Raw genomic sequence first — 20,338 nt, forward strand, 5'->3', positions numbered from 1 at the left:
GGCAGGTCGCCCCTTATGACTCGTTAGTCACCTAAGCAGTATATCACTGCGGCACCTCGTCGCAGAATGCCCAGATGAATAAGACCTTTGCACATGTGTCTCGCTTGCTGGGTTTGCGCTACTCTCGGGGATGCACACTGTCTAACCACAAGATGGAGTCCAGCATGGGATACCAAAAGATCCAGGTGCCAGCTAGCGGTGACAAAATCACCGTTAATGCCGATATGTCGCTGAATGTTCCGAACAACCCGATCATCCCGTTCATCGAGGGTGATGGTATCGGTGTCGATATTTCCCCAGTGATGATCAAGGTCGTCGATGCCGCCGTCGAGAAAGCCTATGGCGGCGCGCGCAAGATTTCCTGGATGGAGGTCTACGCCGGTGAAAAGGCCACTCAGGTTTATGACCAGGACACCTGGCTGCCGAAAGAAACCCTCGAGGCCGTTCGTGATTACGTCGTTTCGATCAAGGGGCCGCTGACCACGCCTGTTGGCGGTGGCATTCGCTCGCTCAACGTGGCCTTGCGCCAGGAGCTGGATCTTTACGTCTGCCTGCGCCCGGTGCGCTGGTTCGAAGGCGTACCCAGCCCGGTGAAAAAACCGGGTGACGTGGATATGGTGATCTTCCGCGAAAACTCCGAAGACATTTACGCTGGTGTCGAGTGGAAAGCAGGCAGCCCGGAGGCCGAGAAGGTCATCAAGTTCCTCACCGAGGAAATGGGCGTCAAGAAGATCCGCTTCACGGATATGTGCGGTATCGGCATCAAGCCGGTTTCCGAGGCGGGCACCAAGCGCCTGGTGCGCAAGGCGTTGCAGTACGCGGTGGATAACGACCGTGGCTCGGTGACCTTGGTGCACAAGGGCAATATCATGAAGTTCACCGAGGGGGCCTTCAAAGAGTGGGGCTATGAGATCGCGCGTGAAGAGTTCGGCGCCGAGTTACTCGATGGCGGGCCCTGGATGCAGTTCAAGAACCCCAAGACTGGCAAGAACATCGTGGTCAAGGACGTGATCGCTGACGCCATGCTGCAGCAGATCCTGTTGCGCCCGGCCGAATATGACGTGATCGCCACGCTCAATCTGAATGGTGACTACCTATCCGATGCCCTGGCGGCCGAAGTGGGTGGCATTGGCATTGCGCCGGGCGCCAACCTGTCCGACTCGGTGGCCATGTTCGAGGCGACCCACGGTACGGCGCCGAAATATGCCGGCCAGGACAAGGTCAACCCTGGGTCGGTCATTCTCTCTGCCGAGATGATGCTGCGCCACATGGGCTGGCCAGAGGCGGCGGATCTGATCATCAAGGGTACCAATGGCGCTATCGCCGCCAAGACCGTGACCTATGACTTCGAGCGTCTGATGGACGGTGCGACCTTGGTGTCGTGCTCCGGATTCGGCGATGCGATGATCAAGCACATGTAAGAATGCAGTCACACGATGAAAGAAAGGCCGGTCAATTGACCGGCCTTTTTCATGGCATATGCCAGGGATCATCAGGCTTCGGCAGTGCTCGCGGCGTTCTGTTGCACCGATACAGCTGCAGGAGCTTCCTGGCTGCTGGTGGCGGCACTGATATTGACCGCATGCAGGCCTTTGGGGCCTTGCACGATCTCGAAGCGAACCGGCTGGCCGGCTTTGAGCGTTTTATAACCTTCCATCTGGATGGCCGAGTAATGGGCGAACAGGTCCTCATCTCGGCCGTCGGCCAGGATGAATCCGTAGCCTTTGGCGTTGTTGAACCACTTGACCTTACCGCTGAGCATGCTGATATCCCTCTGCAAAGGACTCCATCTCTGGAGTATCATCCACTTCGATTCCGCACGATAACCAACCAGGCTGGGCGAAAGTGCGGAACCCCTGATACCCGCTAATAGGGTATTCATTGGTTGTAACACCCTTTTGCCGATAGTCAAGGCTATGCGGCGGACGGCTGAGAACTCAGTCAAACTCCCTCTAGCATCCCTGTTCGCCCGGCCCTGAACCTCTGATTTCAGCATGCATGCAAGTAGCCAGATTCGACTAACATTCAATCAGGATCGCCCGGCAGAGCATGAGGATGATTCCTCTGGTGTTGCTGTTCAGGAATCCAAGCCAGCATTGCAGGCACCACCGATGTACAAGGTGGTCTTATTCAATGACGACTACACCCCGATGGATTTCGTCGTCGAAGTGCTTGAAACCTTTTTCGGCATGAATCGGGAGCTGGCGACCAAGATCATGCTGGCCGTCCATACAGAAGGGCGTGCGGTGTGTGGTGTTTACACCCGCGATATTGCGGAGACCAAGGCAATGCAGGTCAACCAATACGCGCGAGAGAGCCAGCATCCGCTACTCTGTGAAATAGAGAAGGACGGTTAACGCCGGCCACTTGGGTATGAGGTGAAGCTATGTTGAATCGAGAGCTCGAAGTCACCCTCAATCTGGCTTTCAAGGAGGCCCGTGCCAAGCGTCATGAATTCATGACGGTCGAACACCTGCTACTGGCCTTGCTGGATAACGAGGCTGCAGCCAGTGTGCTGCGCGCCTGTGGGGCCAACCTCGACAAGCTACGCCACGATTTGCAGGAGTTCATCGACTCCACCACGCCGTTGATTCCTCAGCATGACGAAGAGCGCGAAACTCAGCCGACCCTGGGCTTTCAGCGAGTCTTGCAGCGTGCGGTGTTTCATGTGCAGAGCTCTGGCAAGCGCGAAGTGACCGGCGCCAATGTGTTGGTGGCGATCTTCAGCGAGCAGGAAAGCCAGGCCGTGTTCCTGCTCAAGCAGCAGAGCGTGGCGCGTATCGATGTGGTCAATTACATCGCCCATGGCATTTCCAAGGTGCCGGGACATGGCGATCAGCATGAGCACGACCAGGAAATGCAGGATGAGGAGGGCGGTGAATCGTCTGCTTCAAGCAATCCGCTCGATGCTTATGCCAGTAATCTGAATGAATTGGCTCGTCAGGGGCGTATCGACCCGCTGGTCGGGCGTGAGCACGAGGTCGAGCGCGTGGCGCAGATTCTCGCGCGCCGCCGCAAGAACAACCCGTTGTTGGTGGGTGAGGCAGGGGTAGGCAAAACCGCTATTGCGGAAGGCCTGGCCAAGCGCATCGTCGATGAGCAGGTGCCTGATCTGCTGGCAGACAGCGTGGTCTATTCGCTCGACCTTGGCGCGCTGCTGGCCGGCACCAAATACCGTGGCGATTTCGAGAAACGCTTCAAGGCGCTGCTCAACGAACTGCGCAAGCGCCCGCACGCCATTCTGTTCATCGATGAGATCCACACCATCATCGGTGCGGGTGCTGCATCGGGCGGCGTGATGGATGCTTCCAATCTGCTCAAGCCAGTGCTGTCGTCTGGCGAGATCCGCTGCATCGGTTCGACCACCTTCCAGGAGTTTCGCGGCATCTTTGAAAAAGATCGCGCCCTGGCGCGGCGCTTCCAGAAGGTCGATGTTGTCGAGCCCTCCGTGGATGACACTTACGGCATTCTCAAGGGGCTCAAGGCGCGCTTCGAGCAGCATCACCATATTGAGTACAGCGATGAAGCCTTGCGTGCCGCCGCCGAGCTTGCTGCGCGCTACATCAATGATCGGCATATGCCGGACAAGGCCATCGACGTGATCGACGAAGCCGGCGCTTACCAGCGTCTACAGCCTGAAGACAAGCGCGTACCGCGTATCGAGGTGGCGCAGGTCGAGGACATCGTCGCGAAGATCGCGCGAATTCCGCCAAAACATGTCTCCAGTTCCGACAAAGAGCTGCTACGTAACCTGGAGCGTGACCTCAAGCTCACCGTGTTCGGCCAGGATGCTGCCATCGATTCGCTGGCAACCGCGATCAAGCTGTCGCGTGCCGGGCTCAAGGCGCCAGACAAACCGGTCGGTTCCTTCCTGTTTGCCGGTCCTACCGGTGTCGGCAAGACCGAGGCCGCGCGGCAGTTGGCCAAGGCCATGGGTATTGAACTGGTACGCTTCGACATGTCCGAGTACATGGAGCGGCATACCGTCTCGCGTCTGATCGGTGCGCCACCCGGCTATGTCGGTTTCGATCAGGGCGGCCTTTTGACCGAGGCGATTACCAAGCAGCCGCATTGCGTGCTGCTGCTCGATGAAATCGAGAAGGCGCATCCGGAAGTCTTCAACTTGCTCCTGCAGGTGATGGATCACGGCACTCTGACCGATAACAACGGGCGCAAGGCGGATTTCCGCAACGTGATCCTGATCATGACCACCAACGCCGGCGCGGAAACTGCGTCGCGTGCCTCGATCGGCTTCACTCAGCAGGATCACTCCACCGATGCCATGGAAGTCATCAAGAAGAGCTTCACGCCGGAGTTCCGCAACCGCCTGGACACCATCATCCAGTTTGGTCGTCTCAGTCACGAAACCATCAAGAGCATCGTCGACAAGTTCCTCACCGAACTGCAAGCGCAGCTGGAAGACAAGCGTGTCACGCTGGAGGTCAGTGATGCTGCGCGCAGCTGGCTGGCCGAGCGCGGTTACGATGTGATGATGGGAGCCAGACCGATGGCACGCCTGATCCAGGACAAGATCAAGCGTCCGCTGGCGGAGGAAATCCTCTTTGGCGAACTGGCCGAGCATGGCGGCGTGGTGCACGTCGACATCAAGGATGGCGAACCAAGTTTCGAGTTCGAGACGGCGGCGGAGGTCGCCTGATCGAATGGCCTCAAAGTCGCTGAAAGCCCTGGTGGCTTTCAGCGAACCAACGAAAACGCCCGGCATATGCCGGGCGTTTTCGTTTGGTGCTTGGCTTAACGGGCGCGGTAGGTAATGCGACCCTTGCTCAAGTCATAAGGTGTCAGCTCGACGCGCACCTTGTCACCAGTGAGAATGCGGATGTAGTTCTTGCGCATCTTGCCGGAGATGTGCGCGGTAACGACGTGCCCGTTTTCCAACTCCACGCGGAACATGGTGTTGGGCAGGGTGTCGACGACAGTGCCTTCCATTTCGAAGCTGTCTTCTTTCGACATGCAGTAAAGCCCTCGGTATCCAGGAAATGGCCCGGTGCAACTGGCGCCAGGCAAAAGCGGCGTGCATTGTGCCCGAAAACAGGGGGCTGCGCCAAGGGGCTTGGTTCGTCGAGCTGACTTGAGGGTGGTAAACGGGTCTAGGTGAGCAGCGTCCAGCGCTGATTGACGAAGAGTTCGATCGGGCGGTACTGGGTTTTGTAGTTCATCTTGCGGCAATTCTTGATCCAGTAACCAAGATAGACGGCCTCCAGGCCCAGGCGTGCGGTCTCGCCGACTTGCCATAGGATGGCGAAGCGGCCAAGGCTGCGGCGCTCTTCAGCTGGGTCATAGAAGGTGTAGACCGCCGAGAGACCATTTGGCAGAAGGTCGGTAACGGCGATCGCGACGAGTCGACCTTGCAGGCGGAACTCATAGAAGCGCGAGAAGGGCAGGTCGCGTACCAGAAAGGTGGAGAACTGATCTCGACTGGGTGGATACATGTCGCCGTCGGCATGGCGCTGCTCGATATAGCGCACGTACAGCGAGTAGTACTCCTCAGAGAAAACCGGGCGTACGGAGCGTACGCTGATGTCTTCGTTGCGCTTGAGGATTCGCCGTTGTTGGCGCGTAGGAGTGAACAGGTTAGCCGGAATGCGTGCTGGGATGCAGGCGGTGCACTGCTGGCAGTGCGGCCGGTAAAGGTGATCGCCGCTGCGGCGAAAGCCCATTTCCGAAAGTTCCGCATAGACCAACACATCCATGGGCTGACTGGGGTCGAGGAACAGGGTAGTTGCCTGCTCCTCCGGCAGATAGCTGCATGGATGGGGTTGAGTGGCGTAGAACTTCAGGCGGGCCAGCTCGGTCATGGTCGCGTCTCGGGTAAAGCCTTGCCTATGAGTGTAAGCCAAGTTCGGCAGCAAGCTGCAAGTGGTTCAGAAGTGTAGGGCGGACTCAGGAGCGCCAGCGAGCAGTCCGTCGGGCCAAGCAGCGTAATGCTTTGCGACGACTGCATGGATGCAGGCGGTAGAACGAAGCAGGAACTCGAGTCGAGTGCGCCCTACGCGAACTCCTGGTTAGCCCACTGCGCCAGGCTGGGCAGATCGAGATGGCGTTGCAGATACTCAGCGAACGTGGCGCGTGGGATGGATCTGGCGCCGAGGCTGTGCAGATGCTGCGTGGGCATCTGGCAGTCGATGAGCACGAAGCCCCAGTCCAGTAGCTTGCCAACCAGTGTGGCGAAGCCGACCTTGGAGGCGTTGTCGGCGCGACTGAACATCGACTCGCCGAAAAATAGCTGGCCCATGGCCAGGCCATAAAGCCCGCCAACCAGCTCGTCCCCATTCCAGACCTCCACGGAATGAGCGAAGCCGCGCTGATGCAGTTGTAGATAGGCCTCCTGCATGCCGCGGGTGATCCAGGTGCCATCGGCATAGGCGCGTGGCTCGGCGCAGGCCTTTATGACGGATGGAAAGTCCTGGTCGAAGGTGACGCGATAGCGTTGTTGGCGCAGCAGTTTGGCCAGGCTGCGAGAAACATGCAGTTCCTCGGGAAGCAGTACCGTGCGCGGATCGGGTGACCACCAGAGAATCGGCTGGCCATCCTGAAACCAGGGGAAGCAGCCATGCCGATAGGCGCTGACCAGGCGGTCGGCGCTCAGGTCGCCGCCGGCAGCCAGCAGGCCATTGGGTTCGCGCATGGCTTTCGCCAGCGGCGGGAACTGCAGGGAGTCACGTTGCAGCCAAGTCAGCATGCGCGCTTGTCCAGCGGAGGAGGGGAGGGCGAGTGGTGCACTCGCCCTTATCCATCAATTGCCGTCGAGGAATTTCTCGACATCCAGCGCGGCCATGCAGCCTGCGCCAGCCGAAGTGATGGCTTGACGATAGACGTGATCGGCCACGTCGCCGGCGGCGAACACGCCTTCGATGCTGGTGGCAGTGGCATTGCCTTCGCTGCCGCCTTTGATCTTCAGGTAGCCGTCATGCATGTCCAGTTGACCGACGAACAGCTCGGTGTTGGGCTTGTGGCCGATGGCGATGAATACGCCGGCCAGGGCCAGCTCCTTGGTGCTGCCATCTTCAGTGCTTTTCAGGCGCACGCCGGTAACGCCGGTCTGGTCACCCAGAACTTCGTCCAGGGTGTGATTCCAGTGCAGGCGCATGTTGCCGTTTTCGACCTTGTCGAACAGCTTGTCCTGCAGAATCTTCTCCGAGCGCAGCTTGTCGCGGCGGTGTACCAGGTGCACTTCCTTGGCGATGTTCGACAGGTACAGCGCTTCTTCCACAGCGGTGTTGCCGCCGCCGATCACGGCAACCACCTGGTTGCGATAGAAGAAGCCGTCGCAGGTGGCGCAGGCGGAAACACCCTTGCCGGAGAAGGCTTCTTCCGACGGCAGGCCCAGGTATTGGGCGCTGGCGCCAGTGGCGATGATCAGCGCGTCGCAGCTATAGGTGCCGCTGTCACCCTTGAGAATGAATGGGCGGCTCTGCAACTCGGCGGTATGGATGTGGTCGTAGATGATCTCGGTGTCAAAGCGCTCGGCGTGCTTTTGCATGCGTTCCATCAGCGCTGGGCCGGTCAGGCCTTCGACGTCACCCGGCCAGTTGTCCACTTCAGTGGTCGTGGTGAGCTGGCCGCCAGGCTGGATGCCGGTGATGACAACGGGTTTGAGGTTGGCGCGCGCAGCATAAACGGCGGCGCTGTAACCGGCAGGGCCGGAACCCAGGATGATCAGGCGGGAATGCTTGACTTCGCTCATAAAAAAACCCCATAAGCCTTTGTCACAAAAGAGAATGCGTGCTCCAATTGAGCCGCATGGAAGCTGCTGGCGGCTATGCTACACCGAAGCGGGGTGGGTGCGGGAGCTTGGCAATTGGCCTCGGCGTCAGGCTGGCCCTACAATAGGCCGCTTCTGCGGTTAACCATCAGATGGACGCGCCAAGGGCGCAGGAAATGGCTGTTTTGAAGAATTCCACCACCCAGATTATCGACTGGCGTCAGAAGCTTCAGTATCGACTGAAGGAAGGCGCATTGATCGCCCTGGGCGCGATGTGCCTGTACCTGCTGATGGCACTGTTGACCTACAACGTCGCCGATCCGGCGTGGGACAACAGCGTGCAGGTCGAGCGCATCATCAACGCCGGCGGCAGCATTGGCGCCTGGCTCTCCAGCGCACTGTTCGGTGCGCTGGGTTACTTCGCCTACATCTTCCCACTCCTGCTGGCAGCCAAGACCTGGCAGGTGTTTCGCACGCGCAATCAACCCTGGCACTGGAACGGCTGGCTGTTCTCCTGGCACAGCATCGGTCTGGTGTTCCTGATCCTCTCCGGCGCGGCGCTGGGAGATATTCATTTTTCTGCGGCTGCCGGCATGCAAGGTTCTGGTGGCGGTATGCTCGGCGCCAGCCTCGGCGACCTGGCCGTGCATGCGTTGAACGTGCAGGGCAGCACCTTGCTGTTCCTGGCACTGTTCCTATTCGGCCTGACCGTTTTCACCGACCTGTCGTGGTTCCGCGTGATGGATCTCACCGGCAAGATCACCCTCGACCTGATCGAGCTGATTCATGGCGCCATCACCGGCTGGTGGAATGCGCGCAGTGAGCGCAAACAGATGGTGGCGCAACTGCGTGAGCTGGATGAGCGCGTTATCGAAGTCGCCGCACCAGTCGCTTCCGATCGTCGTGAACAGGCCAAGGTCAAGGAGCGCCTGCTCGAGCGAGAAGAGTCGCTGAGCAAGCACATGAGCGAGCGCGAGAAGCGCCCTGCGCCAGTGATCGCGCCACCACCTGTGGCCAAGGCACCGGAACCGAGCAAGCGGGTACAGAAGGAAAAGCAAGCGCCATTGTTCGTAGACAGTGCCGTGGAAGGCACCTTGCCACCGATTTCCCTGCTCGACCCTGCAGAAGCCAAGAAGGTCGAGTACTCACCCGAGTCGCTCAAGGGTGTCGGCCACCTGCTGGAGATCAAGCTCAAGGAGTTTGGCGTCGAGGTAGCGGTGGATTCGATCCATCCGGGCCCGGTGATCACTCGCTATGAAATTCAGCCTGCGGCAGGGGTAAAGGTCAGCCGCATTGCCAACCTGGCCAAGGATCTGGCGCGTTCGCTGGCCGTGACCAGCGTGCGTGTCGTGGAGGTCATTCCCGGCAAGACCACCGTTGGTATCGAAATTCCCAACGAGAATCGCCAGATCGTGCGCTTCTCCGAAGTGCTGTCGACCCCCGAATACGATGATGCCAAGTCGCCGGTGACCCTGGCGCTGGGGCATGACATTGGCGGCAAGCCTGTTATCACCGATCTGGCCAAGATGCCCCACCTGCTGGTGGCGGGCACCACCGGTTCCGGTAAGTCGGTGGGCGTGAATGCGATGATTCTGTCGATTCTGTTCAAGTCCAGTCCGGAAGACGCCAAGCTGATCATGATCGACCCGAAAATGCTCGAGTTGTCGATCTACGAAGGCATTCCGCACCTGCTTTGCCCGGTCGTGACCGACATGAAGGAAGCGGCCAACGCCCTGCGTTGGAGCGTTGCCGAGATGGAACGGCGCTACAAGCTGATGTCGAAGATGGGCGTGCGCAACCTGGCGGGCTTCAACCGCAAGGTCAAGGATGCAATCGAGGCTGGCGAGCCATTGGCTGATCCGCTGTTTCGCCGCGAAAGCATGGAAGACGAAGCGCCTCTGCTCAAACCGTTGCCGACCATCGTCGTCGTGGTCGACGAATTCGCCGACATGATGATGATCGTCGGCAAGAAGGTCGAAGAGCTGATCGCTCGTATCGCGCAGAAGGCACGTGCGGCCGGTATTCACCTGATTCTCGCCACCCAGCGCCCGTCGGTGGACGTGATCACCGGCTTGATCAAGGCCAACATCCCGACTCGTATGGCGTTCCAGGTGTCGAGCAAGATCGACTCGCGCACCATCATCGACCAAGGTGGTGCCGAACAACTGCTTGGCCACGGTGACATGCTCTACATGCCGCCCGGCACCAGTTTGCCCATTCGTGTTCACGGTGCCTTCGTCTCGGACGATGAAGTGCATCGTGTGGTCGAAGCCTGGAAGCTGCGTGGCGCACCGGATTACAACGAGGACATCCTCGCTGGTGCCGAAGAGGGTGGCGGCGGCTTCGAAGGCAGCAGCGGTGGTGAAGGTGGCGAGGGCAGTGAGGAAGATCCGCTGTACGACGAGGCCGTCAACTTCGTGCTGGAGAGTCGTCGTGCATCGATTTCCGCCGTGCAGCGCAAGCTGAAGATTGGCTACAACCGCGCCGCGCGAATGATCGAGGCGATGGAAATGGCCGGCGTGGTCAGCTCGATGAATACCAACGGTTCGCGCGAGGTGCTCGCGCCAGGTTCTGCGCGCGACTGACGGTCGCACCACGGACAAACCGCTCGTCTCGCGGTCTACAAGATTCCACGGTCGCCACAAGCGGCCGAGCAATGCGAGGTGCGGACTCACCTCGCCATCCTTAACGGACTCAAGGGGTTCATATGCGTGTTATTCGCCTGCTGATGCTGGCTGCTCTGAGTTTTACCCTGCTGACCGCCCAGGCCGATGAAGAGGCGGCCACCAAGCGCCTGAGCGAACTGCTTAGCCAGGCGCAAACCATCAGTGCGCGCTTTTCCCAACTGACCCTCGACGCCAGCGGCACTCAACTGCAGGAAACCGCAGGGCAACTGGTGCTCAAACGTCCGGGCATGTTCCGCTGGCACACGGATCAGCCGATGGAACAACTGCTGGTATCCAACGGCGAAAAGGTCTGGCTGTACGATCCGGATCTGGAGCAAGTGACCATCCAGACGCTCGATCAGCGCCTTACCCACACGCCGGCGCTGCTGCTCTCTGGCGATGTGTCGCAGATTCGTGAGAACTTCGAGATCGACTACAAGGAAGGCGGTAGCGTGGTCGATTTCATTCTCAAGCCCAAGGCCAAGGACAGTCTGTTCGACAGCCTGCGCCTGTCGTTCCGCAATCGTGTGCTCAATGACATGCAGTTGATCGACAGCATCGGTCAGCGCACCAATATCCTGTTCCTCAATGTGAAGATGAACGAGCCGGTCGAAGATCACCTGTTCAGCTTCGACATTCCGGAAGGTGCGGACGTCATCCAGGAGTAAATCGTGGATCTGTTCGGTCGCCAACCCGTCGCGCAGCCTCTGGCTGCGCGTTTGCGTGCTACCAGCCTGGACGAATATGTCGGGCAGGAGCATGTCCTGGGGCCGGGCAAACCGCTGCGTGAGGCGCTGGAGCAGGGCGCTTTGCACTCGATGATCTTCTGGGGGCCGCCAGGCGTGGGCAAGACCACACTGGCCCGCTTGCTGGCCAAGGTTACCGATGCCCACTTCGAGACCATCTCCGCGGTGCTCTCCGGGGTCAAGGAAATCCGCCAGGCTGTCGAGGTGGCTCAGCAACACGCCGCTCAGTACGGTCGTCGCACCATCCTCTTCGTCGATGAGGTGCATCGTTTCAACAAGAGCCAGCAGGATGCCTTTCTGCCCTACGTGGAGGACGGCACGCTGATCTTCATCGGTGCCACCACCGAGAATCCCTCGTTCGAGCTGAACAATGCACTGTTGTCGCGTGCCCGCGTCTATGTGCTCAAGAGCCTCGACGAGGCGGCGATGCGCAAGCTGGTCAATCGCGCGTTGAGCGACCCGAAAGGCCTGGGTGATCGCCATCTCAGCCTACCGGACGAGGCCTTTCAGATTCTTCTGGCCGCTGCCGATGGCGATGGCCGTCGCTTGCTCAACTTCCTCGAGAACGCCGCCGACCTGGCCGAGGATGCTAGCGAGATCGGCGTGGAGTTGCTGCAGAACCTGCTAGGCGACAGCAGGCGTCGCTTCGACAAGGGGGGCGAGGCCTTCTACGACCAGATTTCCGCGCTGCACAAGTCGGTGCGCGGCTCCAGCCCGGACGGTGCACTGTACTGGTACGCGCGCATGCTCGACGGCGGCTGCGACCCGCTGTATATCGCCCGTCGCGTGGTGCGCATGGCCAGTGAAGACATCGGCAACGCCGACCCGCGTGCACTGACCCTGTGCCTCAATGCCTGGGACGTGCAGGAGCGCCTGGGTAGCCCGGAAGGCGAGTTGGCGGTGGCACAGGCCATCGTCTATCTCGCTTGCGCACCGAAGAGCAACGCGGTGTACACGGCCTTCAAGACAGCCATGCGTGACGCTGCCGAGCAGGGCTCGCAAGAAGTACCGCTGCACCTGCGCAACGCGCCGACCAAGCTAATGAAGCAACTTGGCTATGGCGATGAATACCGCTACGCCCATGATGAGCCTGATGCCTATGCGGCGGGTGAGGATTACTTCCCCGAAAACCTGCAGCCGCGCCAGTACTATGACCCGGTGCCACGCGGCCTGGAGCTGAAGATCCGCGACAAGCTGCAGCACCTGCGTCAGCTCGATGCCAATAGCTCGCGTCAGCGGAGGAAACCATGATTCGCGTCGCGCTTGCCGTTGCGCTGGGCGGGGCAGCGGGCTCCGTACTGCGTTTTCTCGCCTCCAGTTGGGTGGCCGGACAGTGGCCGAGGCACTTCTATGTCGGCACACTGGCCGTCAACCTCTTCGGCTGCCTGCTGATCGGCCTGCTCTCCGGTTTGTTCCTGACGCGTACCGAGCTGCCGCTGGAGCTGCGCGTGGGTTTGATCACCGGCGTTCTCGGCGGCTTCACCACCTTTTCCTCCTTCAGCCTGGAAATCCTCAAGCTGATGGAAAGTGGACGACTATTCGAAGCCGCCGGCTACTTGTTGTGCAGTGTACTGGGCGGCCTTCTCGCTGCCTGGTGCGGATTGCTGCTGGCCCGATTGGCATCCTGACCCGCTAAAGCTTTACACTCGGCAACCCGCGTCACGCTGGTGGCCGCAACCCTTTTTCGCCGATGTATTGAGACCCGAACATGCTCGATTCCAAACTCGTCCGCACGCAACTCACCGAAATCGCCGAGCGCCTCGCCACCCGTGGCTTCGTCCTCGACGTCGCCCGCTTCGAGGCCCTGGAGAGTCAGCGCAAGTCGGTGCAGGTGCGCACCGAGCAACTGCAGGCCGAGCGCAACAGCCGTTCCAAGTCCATCGGCCAGGCCAAGGCGCGCGGCGAAGACATCGCGCCGTTGCTGGCGGAAGTCGATCAGATGGGCAACGACCTGGAAGCTGGTAAGCGTGAGTTGGACGCTATCCAGAGCGAGCTGGACAACCTGCTGCTGAACATTCCCAACCTGCCGCACGAGTCCGTGCCGGTCGGCGCCGATGAAGACGGCAATGTCGAGGTGGCGCGCTGGGGCACGCCGCGCAGCTTCGAGTTCGAGATCAAGGATCACGTCGCCCTTGGCGAGCAGCATGGCTGGCTGGACTTCGAGACCGCTGCCAAACTCTCCGGCGCTCGTTTCGCCCTGCTGCGCGGGCCCATCGCGCGCCTGCATCGCGCCCTGGCGCAGTTCATGATCAACCTGCACACCGGTGAGCACGGTTATGAAGAGGCTTACACCCCTTACCTGGTGCAGGCGCCGGCACTGCAGGGCACCGGTCAGTTGCCGAAGTTCGAGGAAGACCTGTTCAAGATCGGCCGTGAAGATCAGGCCGACCTGTACCTGATCCCAACGGCGGAAGTGTCGCTGACCAACATCGTTGCCGGCGAAATCCTCGATGCCAAACAGCTGCCGCTGAAGTTCGTCGCCCATACGCCGTGTTTCCGCAGCGAAGCGGGCGCCTCGGGTCGCGATACGCGCGGGATGATCCGCCAGCACCAGTTCGACAAGGTCGAGATGGTACAGATCGTCGAGCCTTCCAAGTCCTTCGAGGCCCTGGAAAGCATGACCGCCAACGCCGAGCGCGTCCTGCAACTGCTGGAGCTGCCGTATCGCAAGCTGGCCCTGTGCACGGGCGATATGGGCTTCTCCGCGGTGAAAACTTACGACTTGGAAGTATGGGTGCCGAGCCAGGACAAGTATCGCGAGATTTCTTCCTGCTCCAACTGCGGCGACTTCCAGGCGCGCCGCATGCAGGCGCGCTACCGCAATCCGGAAACCAACAAGCCGGAACTGCTGCACACGCTCAACGGCTCTGGCCTCGCGGTGGGTCGCACCCTGGTGGCGGTACTGGAGAATTACCAGCAGGCTGACGGCAGCATCCGTGTTCCCGAGGTCCTGAAACCCTATATGGGCGGTCTCGACGTGATCGGCTGACAGGCCATCACGACGCATAAAACGGGGCGTTAGCAGCTGCCCCGTTTCAATGGAGGTAGGGTGCGCCATGCGCACCAGGGCCTTACACCGTAGTCTGGTGCGCGCGGCGCACCCTACGACCGACCTCTGATGAGGCTGATCTGATGCAATTCCTTCCGCTGTTTCACAAGCTGCAGGATCGCCCGGTACTGGTGATCGGTGGTGGCGAGGTCGCGCTGCGCAAGGCGCGCCTGTTGAGCGACGCCGGCGCACGTCTGCGAGTGGTCGCCCCGGAGATTCGTAGTGAGTTGCAGGCGCTGGCCGGTTCTGACGGTATCTTTCTGCGCGGCTATACGAGCAGTGATTTGCAGGGCGTGGCCCTGGTCATCGCCGCTACCGACGACGTGCCGCTCAATGCGCAGATTTCCACCGATGCCCAGGCACTGGGCATTCCCGTCAACGTGGTGGATGCGCCCGCGCTGTGCAGCGTGATCTTTCCCGCCATCGTCGACCGCTCGCCGCTGATCGTTGCGGTCAGCAGTGGCGGCGATGCGCCGGTACTGGCACGGCTGATCCGCGCCAAGATCGAGACCTGGATCCCGGCCACCTACGGCCAACTGGCCAACCTGGGCAAGCGTTTCCGTGAGCGGGTCAAGCAACTGTTTCCCGACGTGCAGCAGCGCCGCGTGTTCTGGGAGGATGTCTTTCAGGGGCAGATCGCCGAGAGCGTTTTTGCCGGCAAGCCGGAAGAGGCCGAGCGCCTGCTGGAGGCGCGTGTGGCCGGCGCGGCGCCGCGTGCGCTGGGCGAGGTGTACTTGGTTGGTGCCGGGCCAGGTGACCCGGATCTTTTGACCTTCCGCGCCCTGCGCCTGATGCAGCAAGCCGATGTCGTGCTCTACGACCGCCTGGTAGCGCCCGCTATCATCGAGCTGTGCCGTCGTGATGCCGAGCGCATCTATGTCGGCAAGCGTCGCGCCGATCACGCGGTGCCGCAAGAACAGATCAACCAGTTGTTGATCGACCTGGCTCGTCAGGGTAAGCGCGTCCTGCGCCTGAAAGGTGGCGATCCGTTCATCTTTGGCCGTGGTGGCGAGGAGATCGAGCAACTGGCCGCCGAGGACATTCCCTTCCAGGTCGTGCCGGGCATCACCGCTGCCTCGGGCTGCGCGGCCTACGCGGGTATTCCGCTGACCCATCGCGACCATGCGCAGTCGGTGCGCTTCGTCACCGGGCACCTCAAGGATGGCAGCAGCAACCTGCCGTGGCGGGATCTGGTAGCGCCCGGGCAAACTCTGGTGTTCTACATGGGGCTTGTCGGGCTGCCGGCTATCTGCGAGCAGTTGATTGCCCACGGTCGTTCAGGCGCTACGCCTGCGGCACTGGTGCAGCAGGGCACTACGCAGAATCAGCGGGTATTCACGGGTACTCTGGAAACCTTGCCGGAGCTGGTGGCCGAGCACGAAGTGCATGCGCCGACCCTGGTCATTGTCGGTGAGGTGGTCACTCTGCGTGACAAGCTGGCCTGGTTCGAGGGCGCACAAGGAAGCGTCTGACTCCTTGTCGGGGCCGATAATGCTTACTAAGCATTACCGACCCCAGCCATCAGCGCTTGCGTTGAAACACGCCCTTGCCCGGTAGCCGGTTGCGATCATGACTTCGCGTGAAGTCTTGAAGTGGTCCTTTGGGAATCACACCAGTCGGATTGATGGTGGCGTGACTGGCGTAGTAGTGCGATTTGATATGGGTGAAGTCTACCGTTTCGGCGATACCTGGCCACTGGTACAGCTCGCGTAGCCAGTTGGACAGGTTCGGGTAATCCTCGATGCGTCGCAGGTTGCACTTGAAATGCCCGTGATAGACAGCATCGAAGCGAATCAGTGTGGTGAACAGGCGAATGTCCGCCTCGGTCAGGTATTCGCCGGCCAGATAGCGCTTTTCACCCAGCAGCGCTTCCAGCTCATTGAGCATGGTGAATAGTTCGTCGAAGGCCTCTTCGTAGGCTTCCTGAGTGGTGGCGAAGCCTGCGCGGTAAACGCCGTTGTTCACTGCCGGGTAGATGCGCTCGTTGAGTTGGTCGATCTGCTCACGCAGTGGCTCGGGGTAGAAGTCCAGACCGTTGCCGGTCAGGCCATCAAACGCGCTGTTGAACATGCGGATGATTTCCGCCGACTCGTTGTTGACGATGCCGTCAGTCTGCTTGTCCCACAGCACCGGTACGGTGACGCGGCCGGTGTAATGACAGTCATCGGCGGTGTAGCGCTGATGCATGTAGTTCAGGTTGTCGAGATGGTCGCCGCTGGAGCCGAAGTTGTGATCGAACGTCCAGCCCTGTTCACGCATCAGCCAGCTCACCACGGATACGTCGATCAGTGATTCCAGGCCTTTGAGCTTGCGCAGGATCAGGGTGCGATGGGCCCAGGGGCAGGCCAGGGATACATAGAGGTGATAACGCCCGGCTTCAGCCTTGAATCCGCCGTCACCGCTTGGTCCAGCGCTACCGTCTGCGGTTACCCAGTTGCGGCGTTGTGCGCTTTCGCGCTGGAAGCGGCCACTGTTGCCGGTGTCGTACCACTGGTCATGCCAGCGTCCATCGATCAGCAAGCCCATAACGCGTGCCTCCGTTTTGAATGAATCTGGAGTCTAACGTTATGAAGTCGATTGAACGGTGGAAAAAGCTGGCTTAACTGATCGGCTGATTAGATTGAAAGCGTGCATCCCAGCGCTGCTGGGCCTGCTGGAACGCCTCTTCGCGAGCCAAGCCCAGCCCACGCAGCGCGGTGGCCATGGTAGCGATCACTGCCAGTCGACCGTATGCATCATCATGCTCTCCATGCCAGAAGGCGCCCAGCACGGCAGGGTCGAGTCGCTCAGGTTTGACATGGCGCTGCGCTGACAGTGCGGGCCATTCTTCATCCCAGTCCTCGCCATCGAGCGTGCCGTGGAGATGGCACGCTCCGTCCGGGTTGACCTCGATCTCGCCACCTTCGCCCTTGATCACGATGGCGTGATCACCCAGCAGGCGACTGGCTTCGCGATGCACGGCCTGATAACCAGGGTGGAAGATGCTTTGCAGCCCGCAGCGGGCGCCGAGCGGGTTGATTACCCGTGCCAGAGAATGGATGGGCGAGCGCAAGCCTAGTGTGTTGCGCAGGTCGATCATGCGCTGGAGCGCCGGCATCCAGTTGCCCAGGTAGCTGTAAGCCAGGCCCTGTTCATCAAGTGCTTTTGCCACTGCCTGCCAGTCATTGCAGCACGGGATGCACAGTTGCTCCAGCAACTGCTCGGTATACATGCGCCCGGCGGTATGCGCACCGCCGCCATGCATGAAGATACGAACGCCGCTTGCGGCCAGGGCTTTGGCCGCCAGTAGGTACCAGGGCAGGTGACGTTTCTTGCCGGCATAGCTGGGCCAATCCAGATCGACCTGAATGGCAGGAGCACAGAGTCTTGGGCGGATGGCTTCGGTGAAGCCGGCGAGCTCCTCGGCACTCTCTTCCTTGTGTCGCAACAGCATCAAAAAGGCGCCGAGTTGGGTGTCCTCGACCTTGTCATCGAGCAACATGCCCATGGCTTCGCGGGCTTCTTCACGGGTCAGCCCGCGTGCGCCGCGCTTGCCCTTGCCGAGAATGCGTACGAACTGGGCGAAAGGGTGTTCGGCAGGTGTGATCAGATTCATAGACAATTGGTCGGTTTCGGCAGGCCAGCGAGTTTGGCAGCGAGTTTGGCGGGCGTGCCCTTGAACAGGCGATTGAGGTGCATGCTGTTACCTTTGTCCGTGCCCAGTTTCAGAGCCACGTACTTGATCAGCGGGCGATTGGCTGGCGATAGCTGGAACTCGTCGTAGAAGGCACGTAGCAGTTCGAGGATTTCCCAGTGTTCGTCACTCAACTGCAGCTCTTCTGCTGCGGCTAGCGCCTCGGCTACGGGGCGTGACCAATCCTGCAGGTCGACCAGATAGCCGTCCTTGTCCAGGGTAATTTCATGCCCAGCGACGTTAAGGGGGCTCATAGCCAGCTGTTGACCTTTGCGTAGCGGGTGCACAGCTCGACGAACCCTGGATAGTCCACCACCTGTGTGCGCTCGGGCGCCTTTAGGGCGCGTGCGCTGAGGTCTTCGTCCAATGCGTAGAGCGCGACACTGGTAGGCATCAATTGCAGCGCTTGCAGGTTGGCGGTGCCGGGTTGCAGTGCGTAGACCGCATCGCCGCAGAACAGTACTGCATCATGGGCGCCTAACAGGCGCAGGCAACTGGCCAAGCGGCTATCGGCGAACGGCGAGTGGGAAAGGATGTGCAGGGTGGCCATCAGAGGGTGATCACCTGGTCATAACGATCGAGGAGGGCGGTCAGCGCTGCGTCGTCGAGTCGCTGTACCGCCAGATTCAGTTCTGTGTCGCTCAGGCCACGTTCGGCCAGGCTGCGCTGGCTGACGTACAGATCCTCTACGCCGAACATCGGCAGGGCCTGGAGGTTCGCGCCAAGATCTTTCTGCTGCAACTGGCCGGGTTGCTGTCCGGAGTTCAGCTGGAAAACGCCATCGTCGAGAAACAACATGCCGATCGGCAGATCGAAGGCGCCGCCAGCCAGCGCGATATCCAGCGCTTCACGTGCGCCAGGGCCGCTCCAGGGCGCCTGGCGGCTGATGATCAATAGTGACTTGCTCACTCACGAGCCTCCGAAGCAGACAAGCCGGTCGGCCTGCTGTGCCGCTTCATGCAATTGGCCCAGCCCGGATAGATCCCACGGTGCCTCGAGATTAGCGGCAGGGCGTGAATAACGCTGCGCTTCTTCGGCATTGAGTACGCCTCGTCGTAGTGCCGCAGCGATGCAAACCACTGCGTCCAACTCATTACGGGTGACGAACTCGCGCCACTCTTTGGGTAGATCCAGCTCGTCCTGGGGGGTGACGACATTACTGGCGGCGCTGTGCGCGCCATCCTGATAGAAAAACAGGCGAACGATTTCATGGCCGCCAGCCAGTGCCGCCTGGGCAAAACGCAGTGCACGGCGAGAAGCAGGGAGGTGCGGGGCGGCGAACAGGGCGATGGCAAACTTCATGAGGTGTCCGGCGAGTAAAACTGGGTCAATGATAAGGCCTGGCGCGTCTGGCAGACAAAAAATCGCTGAGGTTGGTCGAACAGGCGCCCAAGAAAAAGCCCGCCGAAGCGGGCTTTTTGCAAGGCGAGACTCGAAATCAGTCGTCGCCGCCCATGATGCCGAAGATCTGCAACAGGCTGATGAACAGGTTGTAGATCGAAACATACAGGCTGATGGTCGCCATGATGTAGTTGCGCTCACCGCCGTGGATGATCGCGCTGGTCTGGAACAGGATGCAGGCCGAGGAGAACAGCACGAAGCCGGCACTGATCGCCAGTTGCAGGCCGCTGATCTGGAAGAAGAAACTCGCAACCACGGCGCCCAGCAGAACGAAGAAGCCGGCGGTGATGAAGCCGCTCAGGAAGCTCATGTCCTTGCGAGTGGTCAGCACATAGGCGGACAGACCGAAGAACACCAGTGCGGTCATGGTGAAGGCGGAGCTGATGACTTCAGCGCCGTTGGCCATGCCCAGGTAACGGTTGAGGATCGGGCCCAGGGTGTAACCCATGAAGCCGGTCAGTGCGAGGGTAGAAAGCAGGCCCCACGAAGAGTTGCGCAGCTTGGCGGTGAGGAAAAACAGACCATAGAAACCGATCAGCACCACGAAGATGTTCGGGTAGGGGACGTTGGCGCGCTGAGAAATAAAGGCAACCAGGCCGCTGAAGGCCAAGGTGATGGCCAGTAGGCCATAGGTATTGCGCAGAACGCTGCTGACTTCCTGTTGTTCAACCTGGGAGTGGTTGAGTGCGTAATCTCGCTCTTGCATGGCGACGCTCCTGTGGCACGAGGCTTTCGAAATCGAATGTACTGGATCATAACAGAGCAAGGTTGCCTGCCAAGACTTAGAGTTTGACAGTGTGTTGCGTTCCGGTAAGATTGCCGCCCGCACTGCTGCGGAGGTGTGGCCGAGTGGTTTAAGGCAACGGTCTTGAAAACCGTCGATGGGCAACTATCCGTGAGTTCGAATCTCACCGCCTCCGCCAATTCTCTATTTGCCTTGATGCAATTCTCGACCTTAATCTGGCGCTTGCTTTTTGGCTCCCGTACGCCAAGCTAGGTCTGATCCTGGCTTTTTGCTAAGGTGATCGAAAAGTTCAACCTCACCGTCGTTGCACGGTGGCTGACAAAGTGCAACGAGGT

Annotated in this window: 21 protein-coding genes and 1 tRNA gene; 10 read left to right on the forward strand and 12 right to left on the reverse strand. The window is 60.2% G+C overall.

Annotation, left to right across the window (positions count from 1 at the left end):
* The first annotated feature begins 164 nt into the window (after positions 1-164).
* Positions 165-1,421, forward strand: coding sequence for an NADP-dependent isocitrate dehydrogenase (icd, locus tag C7A17_RS23095; RefSeq protein WP_106741022.1), 1,257 nt, complete (start codon positions 165-167; stop codon positions 1,419-1,421).
* 71 nt (positions 1,422-1,492) lie between these two features.
* Here the strand turns inward: icd and cspD are convergent, their stop codons facing one another.
* Positions 1,493-1,762 (reverse strand): cold shock domain-containing protein CspD, encoded by a 270-nt coding sequence (cspD, locus tag C7A17_RS23100; RefSeq protein ID WP_106741024.1) that lies wholly within the window; start codon positions 1,760-1,762, stop codon positions 1,493-1,495.
* A gap of 232 nt (positions 1,763-1,994) precedes the next feature.
* On the opposite strand from cspD, the gene clpS reads away from it, so the two are divergent.
* On the forward strand, positions 1,995-2,357 hold the full coding sequence (gene clpS, locus C7A17_RS23105; protein ID WP_106741026.1) for an ATP-dependent Clp protease adapter ClpS: 363 nt from the start codon (positions 1,995-1,997) through the stop codon (positions 2,355-2,357).
* Positions 2,358-2,386: 29 nt separating this feature from the next.
* Positions 2,387-4,657 carry an ATP-dependent Clp protease ATP-binding subunit ClpA gene (clpA, locus tag C7A17_RS23110; protein WP_106741029.1) on the forward strand — a complete coding sequence of 757 codons (2,271 nt, stop codon included), beginning with the start codon at positions 2,387-2,389 and terminating at the stop codon, positions 4,655-4,657.
* A gap of 95 nt (positions 4,658-4,752) precedes the next feature.
* Here clpA and infA read toward each other — a convergent pair whose 3' ends face one another.
* From infA to trxB, 4 genes are all read right to left on the reverse strand, one after another.
* On the reverse strand, positions 4,753-4,971 hold the full coding sequence (gene infA / locus C7A17_RS23115; protein ID WP_002553999.1) for a translation initiation factor IF-1: 219 nt from the start codon (positions 4,969-4,971) through the stop codon (positions 4,753-4,755).
* 137 nt (positions 4,972-5,108) lie between these two features.
* Positions 5,109-5,816 carry an arginyltransferase gene (locus C7A17_RS23120; RefSeq protein WP_106741031.1) on the reverse strand — a complete coding sequence of 236 codons (708 nt, stop codon included), beginning with the start codon at positions 5,814-5,816 and terminating at the stop codon, positions 5,109-5,111.
* A 191-nt stretch (positions 5,817-6,007) separates the two neighbouring features.
* Entirely contained in the window at positions 6,008-6,700 is a 693-nt protein-coding gene (gene aat, locus C7A17_RS23125; protein WP_106741033.1) for a leucyl/phenylalanyl-tRNA--protein transferase, read from the reverse strand.
* A 54-nt stretch (positions 6,701-6,754) separates the two neighbouring features.
* Positions 6,755-7,705 (reverse strand): thioredoxin-disulfide reductase, encoded by a 951-nt coding sequence (gene trxB, locus C7A17_RS23130; RefSeq protein ID WP_106741036.1) that lies wholly within the window; start codon positions 7,703-7,705, stop codon positions 6,755-6,757.
* Between the two features lie 194 nt (positions 7,706-7,899).
* Between trxB and ftsK the strand changes: the two genes are divergently transcribed.
* From ftsK to cysG, 6 genes are all read left to right on the forward strand, one after another.
* Complete coding sequence (gene ftsK, locus C7A17_RS23135; protein ID WP_394337052.1) at positions 7,900-10,308, forward strand: DNA translocase FtsK; 2,409 nt, start codon at positions 7,900-7,902, stop codon at positions 10,306-10,308.
* 122 nt (positions 10,309-10,430) lie between these two features.
* On the forward strand, positions 10,431-11,057 hold the full coding sequence (gene lolA / locus C7A17_RS23140; protein ID WP_106741042.1) for an outer membrane lipoprotein periplasmic chaperone LolA: 627 nt from the start codon (positions 10,431-10,433) through the stop codon (positions 11,055-11,057).
* A gap of 3 nt (positions 11,058-11,060) precedes the next feature.
* Positions 11,061-12,386 (forward strand): replication-associated recombination protein A, encoded by a 1,326-nt coding sequence (locus tag C7A17_RS23145; RefSeq protein WP_106741044.1) that lies wholly within the window; start codon positions 11,061-11,063, stop codon positions 12,384-12,386.
* Positions 12,383-12,763: a fluoride efflux transporter CrcB gene (gene crcB / locus C7A17_RS23150; protein ID WP_106741047.1), complete on the forward strand. Its 381-nt coding sequence runs from the start codon at positions 12,383-12,385 to the stop codon at positions 12,761-12,763. The genes C7A17_RS23145 and crcB overlap by 4 nt, the downstream gene beginning before the upstream one ends.
* Before the next feature lie 80 nt (positions 12,764-12,843).
* The gene (gene serS, locus C7A17_RS23155) at positions 12,844-14,124 is read left to right on the forward strand and encodes a serine--tRNA ligase (protein WP_106741050.1); all 1,281 of its coding nucleotides are present in this window, start codon (positions 12,844-12,846) and stop codon (positions 14,122-14,124) included.
* A gap of 143 nt (positions 14,125-14,267) precedes the next feature.
* Positions 14,268-15,656, forward strand: a complete 1,389-nt coding sequence (gene cysG, locus C7A17_RS23160) for a siroheme synthase CysG (protein WP_106741052.1) — start codon at positions 14,268-14,270, stop codon at positions 15,654-15,656.
* Between the two features lie 49 nt (positions 15,657-15,705).
* Here cysG and C7A17_RS23165 read toward each other — a convergent pair whose 3' ends face one another.
* The 7 genes from C7A17_RS23165 to C7A17_RS23195 all read right to left on the reverse strand — a co-directional run bounded on the left by C7A17_RS23165 (position 15,706) and on the right by C7A17_RS23195 (position 19,964).
* Positions 15,706-16,710, reverse strand: a complete 1,005-nt coding sequence (locus C7A17_RS23165) for a glutathione S-transferase family protein (protein WP_106741055.1) — start codon at positions 16,708-16,710, stop codon at positions 15,706-15,708.
* A gap of 73 nt (positions 16,711-16,783) precedes the next feature.
* Positions 16,784-17,779, reverse strand: coding sequence for a glycosyl transferase family protein (locus C7A17_RS23170; protein WP_106741058.1), 996 nt, complete (start codon positions 17,777-17,779; stop codon positions 16,784-16,786).
* Positions 17,776-18,111, reverse strand: a complete 336-nt coding sequence (locus C7A17_RS23175) for a TusE/DsrC/DsvC family sulfur relay protein (RefSeq protein ID WP_106741061.1) — start codon at positions 18,109-18,111, stop codon at positions 17,776-17,778. The genes C7A17_RS23170 and C7A17_RS23175 overlap by 4 nt, the downstream gene beginning before the upstream one ends.
* Positions 18,108-18,407, reverse strand: coding sequence for a sulfurtransferase complex subunit TusB (gene tusB, locus C7A17_RS23180; protein ID WP_106741064.1), 300 nt, complete (start codon positions 18,405-18,407; stop codon positions 18,108-18,110). The genes C7A17_RS23175 and tusB overlap by 4 nt, the downstream gene beginning before the upstream one ends.
* Entirely contained in the window at positions 18,407-18,766 is a 360-nt protein-coding gene (gene tusC, locus C7A17_RS23185) for a sulfurtransferase complex subunit TusC (RefSeq protein WP_106741067.1), read from the reverse strand. The genes tusB and tusC overlap by 1 nt, the downstream gene beginning before the upstream one ends.
* A complete protein-coding gene (tusD, locus tag C7A17_RS23190) occupies positions 18,767-19,159 on the reverse strand; it encodes a sulfurtransferase complex subunit TusD (protein ID WP_106741070.1) in 393 nt (130 codons plus the stop codon).
* A 136-nt stretch (positions 19,160-19,295) separates the two neighbouring features.
* On the reverse strand, positions 19,296-19,964 hold the full coding sequence (locus C7A17_RS23195; RefSeq protein WP_106741073.1) for a Bax inhibitor-1/YccA family protein: 669 nt from the start codon (positions 19,962-19,964) through the stop codon (positions 19,296-19,298).
* Between the two features lie 129 nt (positions 19,965-20,093).
* Between C7A17_RS23195 and C7A17_RS23200 the strand changes: the two genes are divergently transcribed.
* Positions 20,094-20,181, forward strand: a tRNA-Ser gene (locus C7A17_RS23200).
* Positions 20,182-20,338 lie beyond the last annotated feature (157 nt).

The organism is Pseudomonas mendocina (assembly GCF_003008615.1).
Classification (GTDB): domain Bacteria; phylum Pseudomonadota; class Gammaproteobacteria; order Pseudomonadales; family Pseudomonadaceae; genus Aquipseudomonas; species Aquipseudomonas mendocina_C.

Bases quoted from the DNA above. Each gene is read 5' to 3' on its own strand.
- serS (WP_106741050.1), top strand. From the start codon at position 12,844: ATGCTCGATTCCAAACTCGTCCGCACGCAACTCACCGAAATCGCCGAG.
- C7A17_RS23175 (WP_106741061.1), bottom strand. From the start codon at position 18,111: ATGAGCCCCCTTAACGTCGCTGGGCATGAAATTACCCTGGACAAGGAC.
- clpS (WP_106741026.1), top strand. From the start codon at position 1,995: ATGCATGCAAGTAGCCAGATTCGACTAACATTCAATCAGGATCGCCCG.
- cspD (WP_106741024.1), bottom strand. From the start codon at position 1,762: ATGCTCAGCGGTAAGGTCAAGTGGTTCAACAACGCCAAAGGCTACGGA.
- C7A17_RS23170 (WP_106741058.1), bottom strand. From the start codon at position 17,779: ATGAATCTGATCACACCTGCCGAACACCCTTTCGCCCAGTTCGTACGC.
- tusD (WP_106741070.1), bottom strand. From the start codon at position 19,159: ATGAAGTTTGCCATCGCCCTGTTCGCCGCCCCGCACCTCCCTGCTTCT.
- lolA (WP_106741042.1), top strand. From the start codon at position 10,431: ATGCGTGTTATTCGCCTGCTGATGCTGGCTGCTCTGAGTTTTACCCTG.
- icd (WP_106741022.1), top strand. From the start codon at position 165: ATGGGATACCAAAAGATCCAGGTGCCAGCTAGCGGTGACAAAATCACC.
- aat (WP_106741033.1), bottom strand. From the start codon at position 6,700: ATGCTGACTTGGCTGCAACGTGACTCCCTGCAGTTCCCGCCGCTGGCG.
- cysG (WP_106741052.1), top strand. From the start codon at position 14,268: ATGCAATTCCTTCCGCTGTTTCACAAGCTGCAGGATCGCCCGGTACTG.
- C7A17_RS23195 (WP_106741073.1), bottom strand. From the start codon at position 19,964: ATGCAAGAGCGAGATTACGCACTCAACCACTCCCAGGTTGAACAACAG.
- clpA (WP_106741029.1), top strand. From the start codon at position 2,387: ATGTTGAATCGAGAGCTCGAAGTCACCCTCAATCTGGCTTTCAAGGAG.
- infA (WP_002553999.1), bottom strand. From the start codon at position 4,971: ATGTCGAAAGAAGACAGCTTCGAAATGGAAGGCACTGTCGTCGACACC.
- crcB (WP_106741047.1), top strand. From the start codon at position 12,383: ATGATTCGCGTCGCGCTTGCCGTTGCGCTGGGCGGGGCAGCGGGCTCC.
- ftsK (WP_394337052.1), top strand. From the start codon at position 7,900: ATGGCTGTTTTGAAGAATTCCACCACCCAGATTATCGACTGGCGTCAG.
- C7A17_RS23165 (WP_106741055.1), bottom strand. From the start codon at position 16,710: ATGGGCTTGCTGATCGATGGACGCTGGCATGACCAGTGGTACGACACC.
- trxB (WP_106741036.1), bottom strand. From the start codon at position 7,705: ATGAGCGAAGTCAAGCATTCCCGCCTGATCATCCTGGGTTCCGGCCCT.
- tusB (WP_106741064.1), bottom strand. From the start codon at position 18,407: ATGGCCACCCTGCACATCCTTTCCCACTCGCCGTTCGCCGATAGCCGC.
- C7A17_RS23120 (WP_106741031.1), bottom strand. From the start codon at position 5,816: ATGACCGAGCTGGCCCGCCTGAAGTTCTACGCCACTCAACCCCATCCA.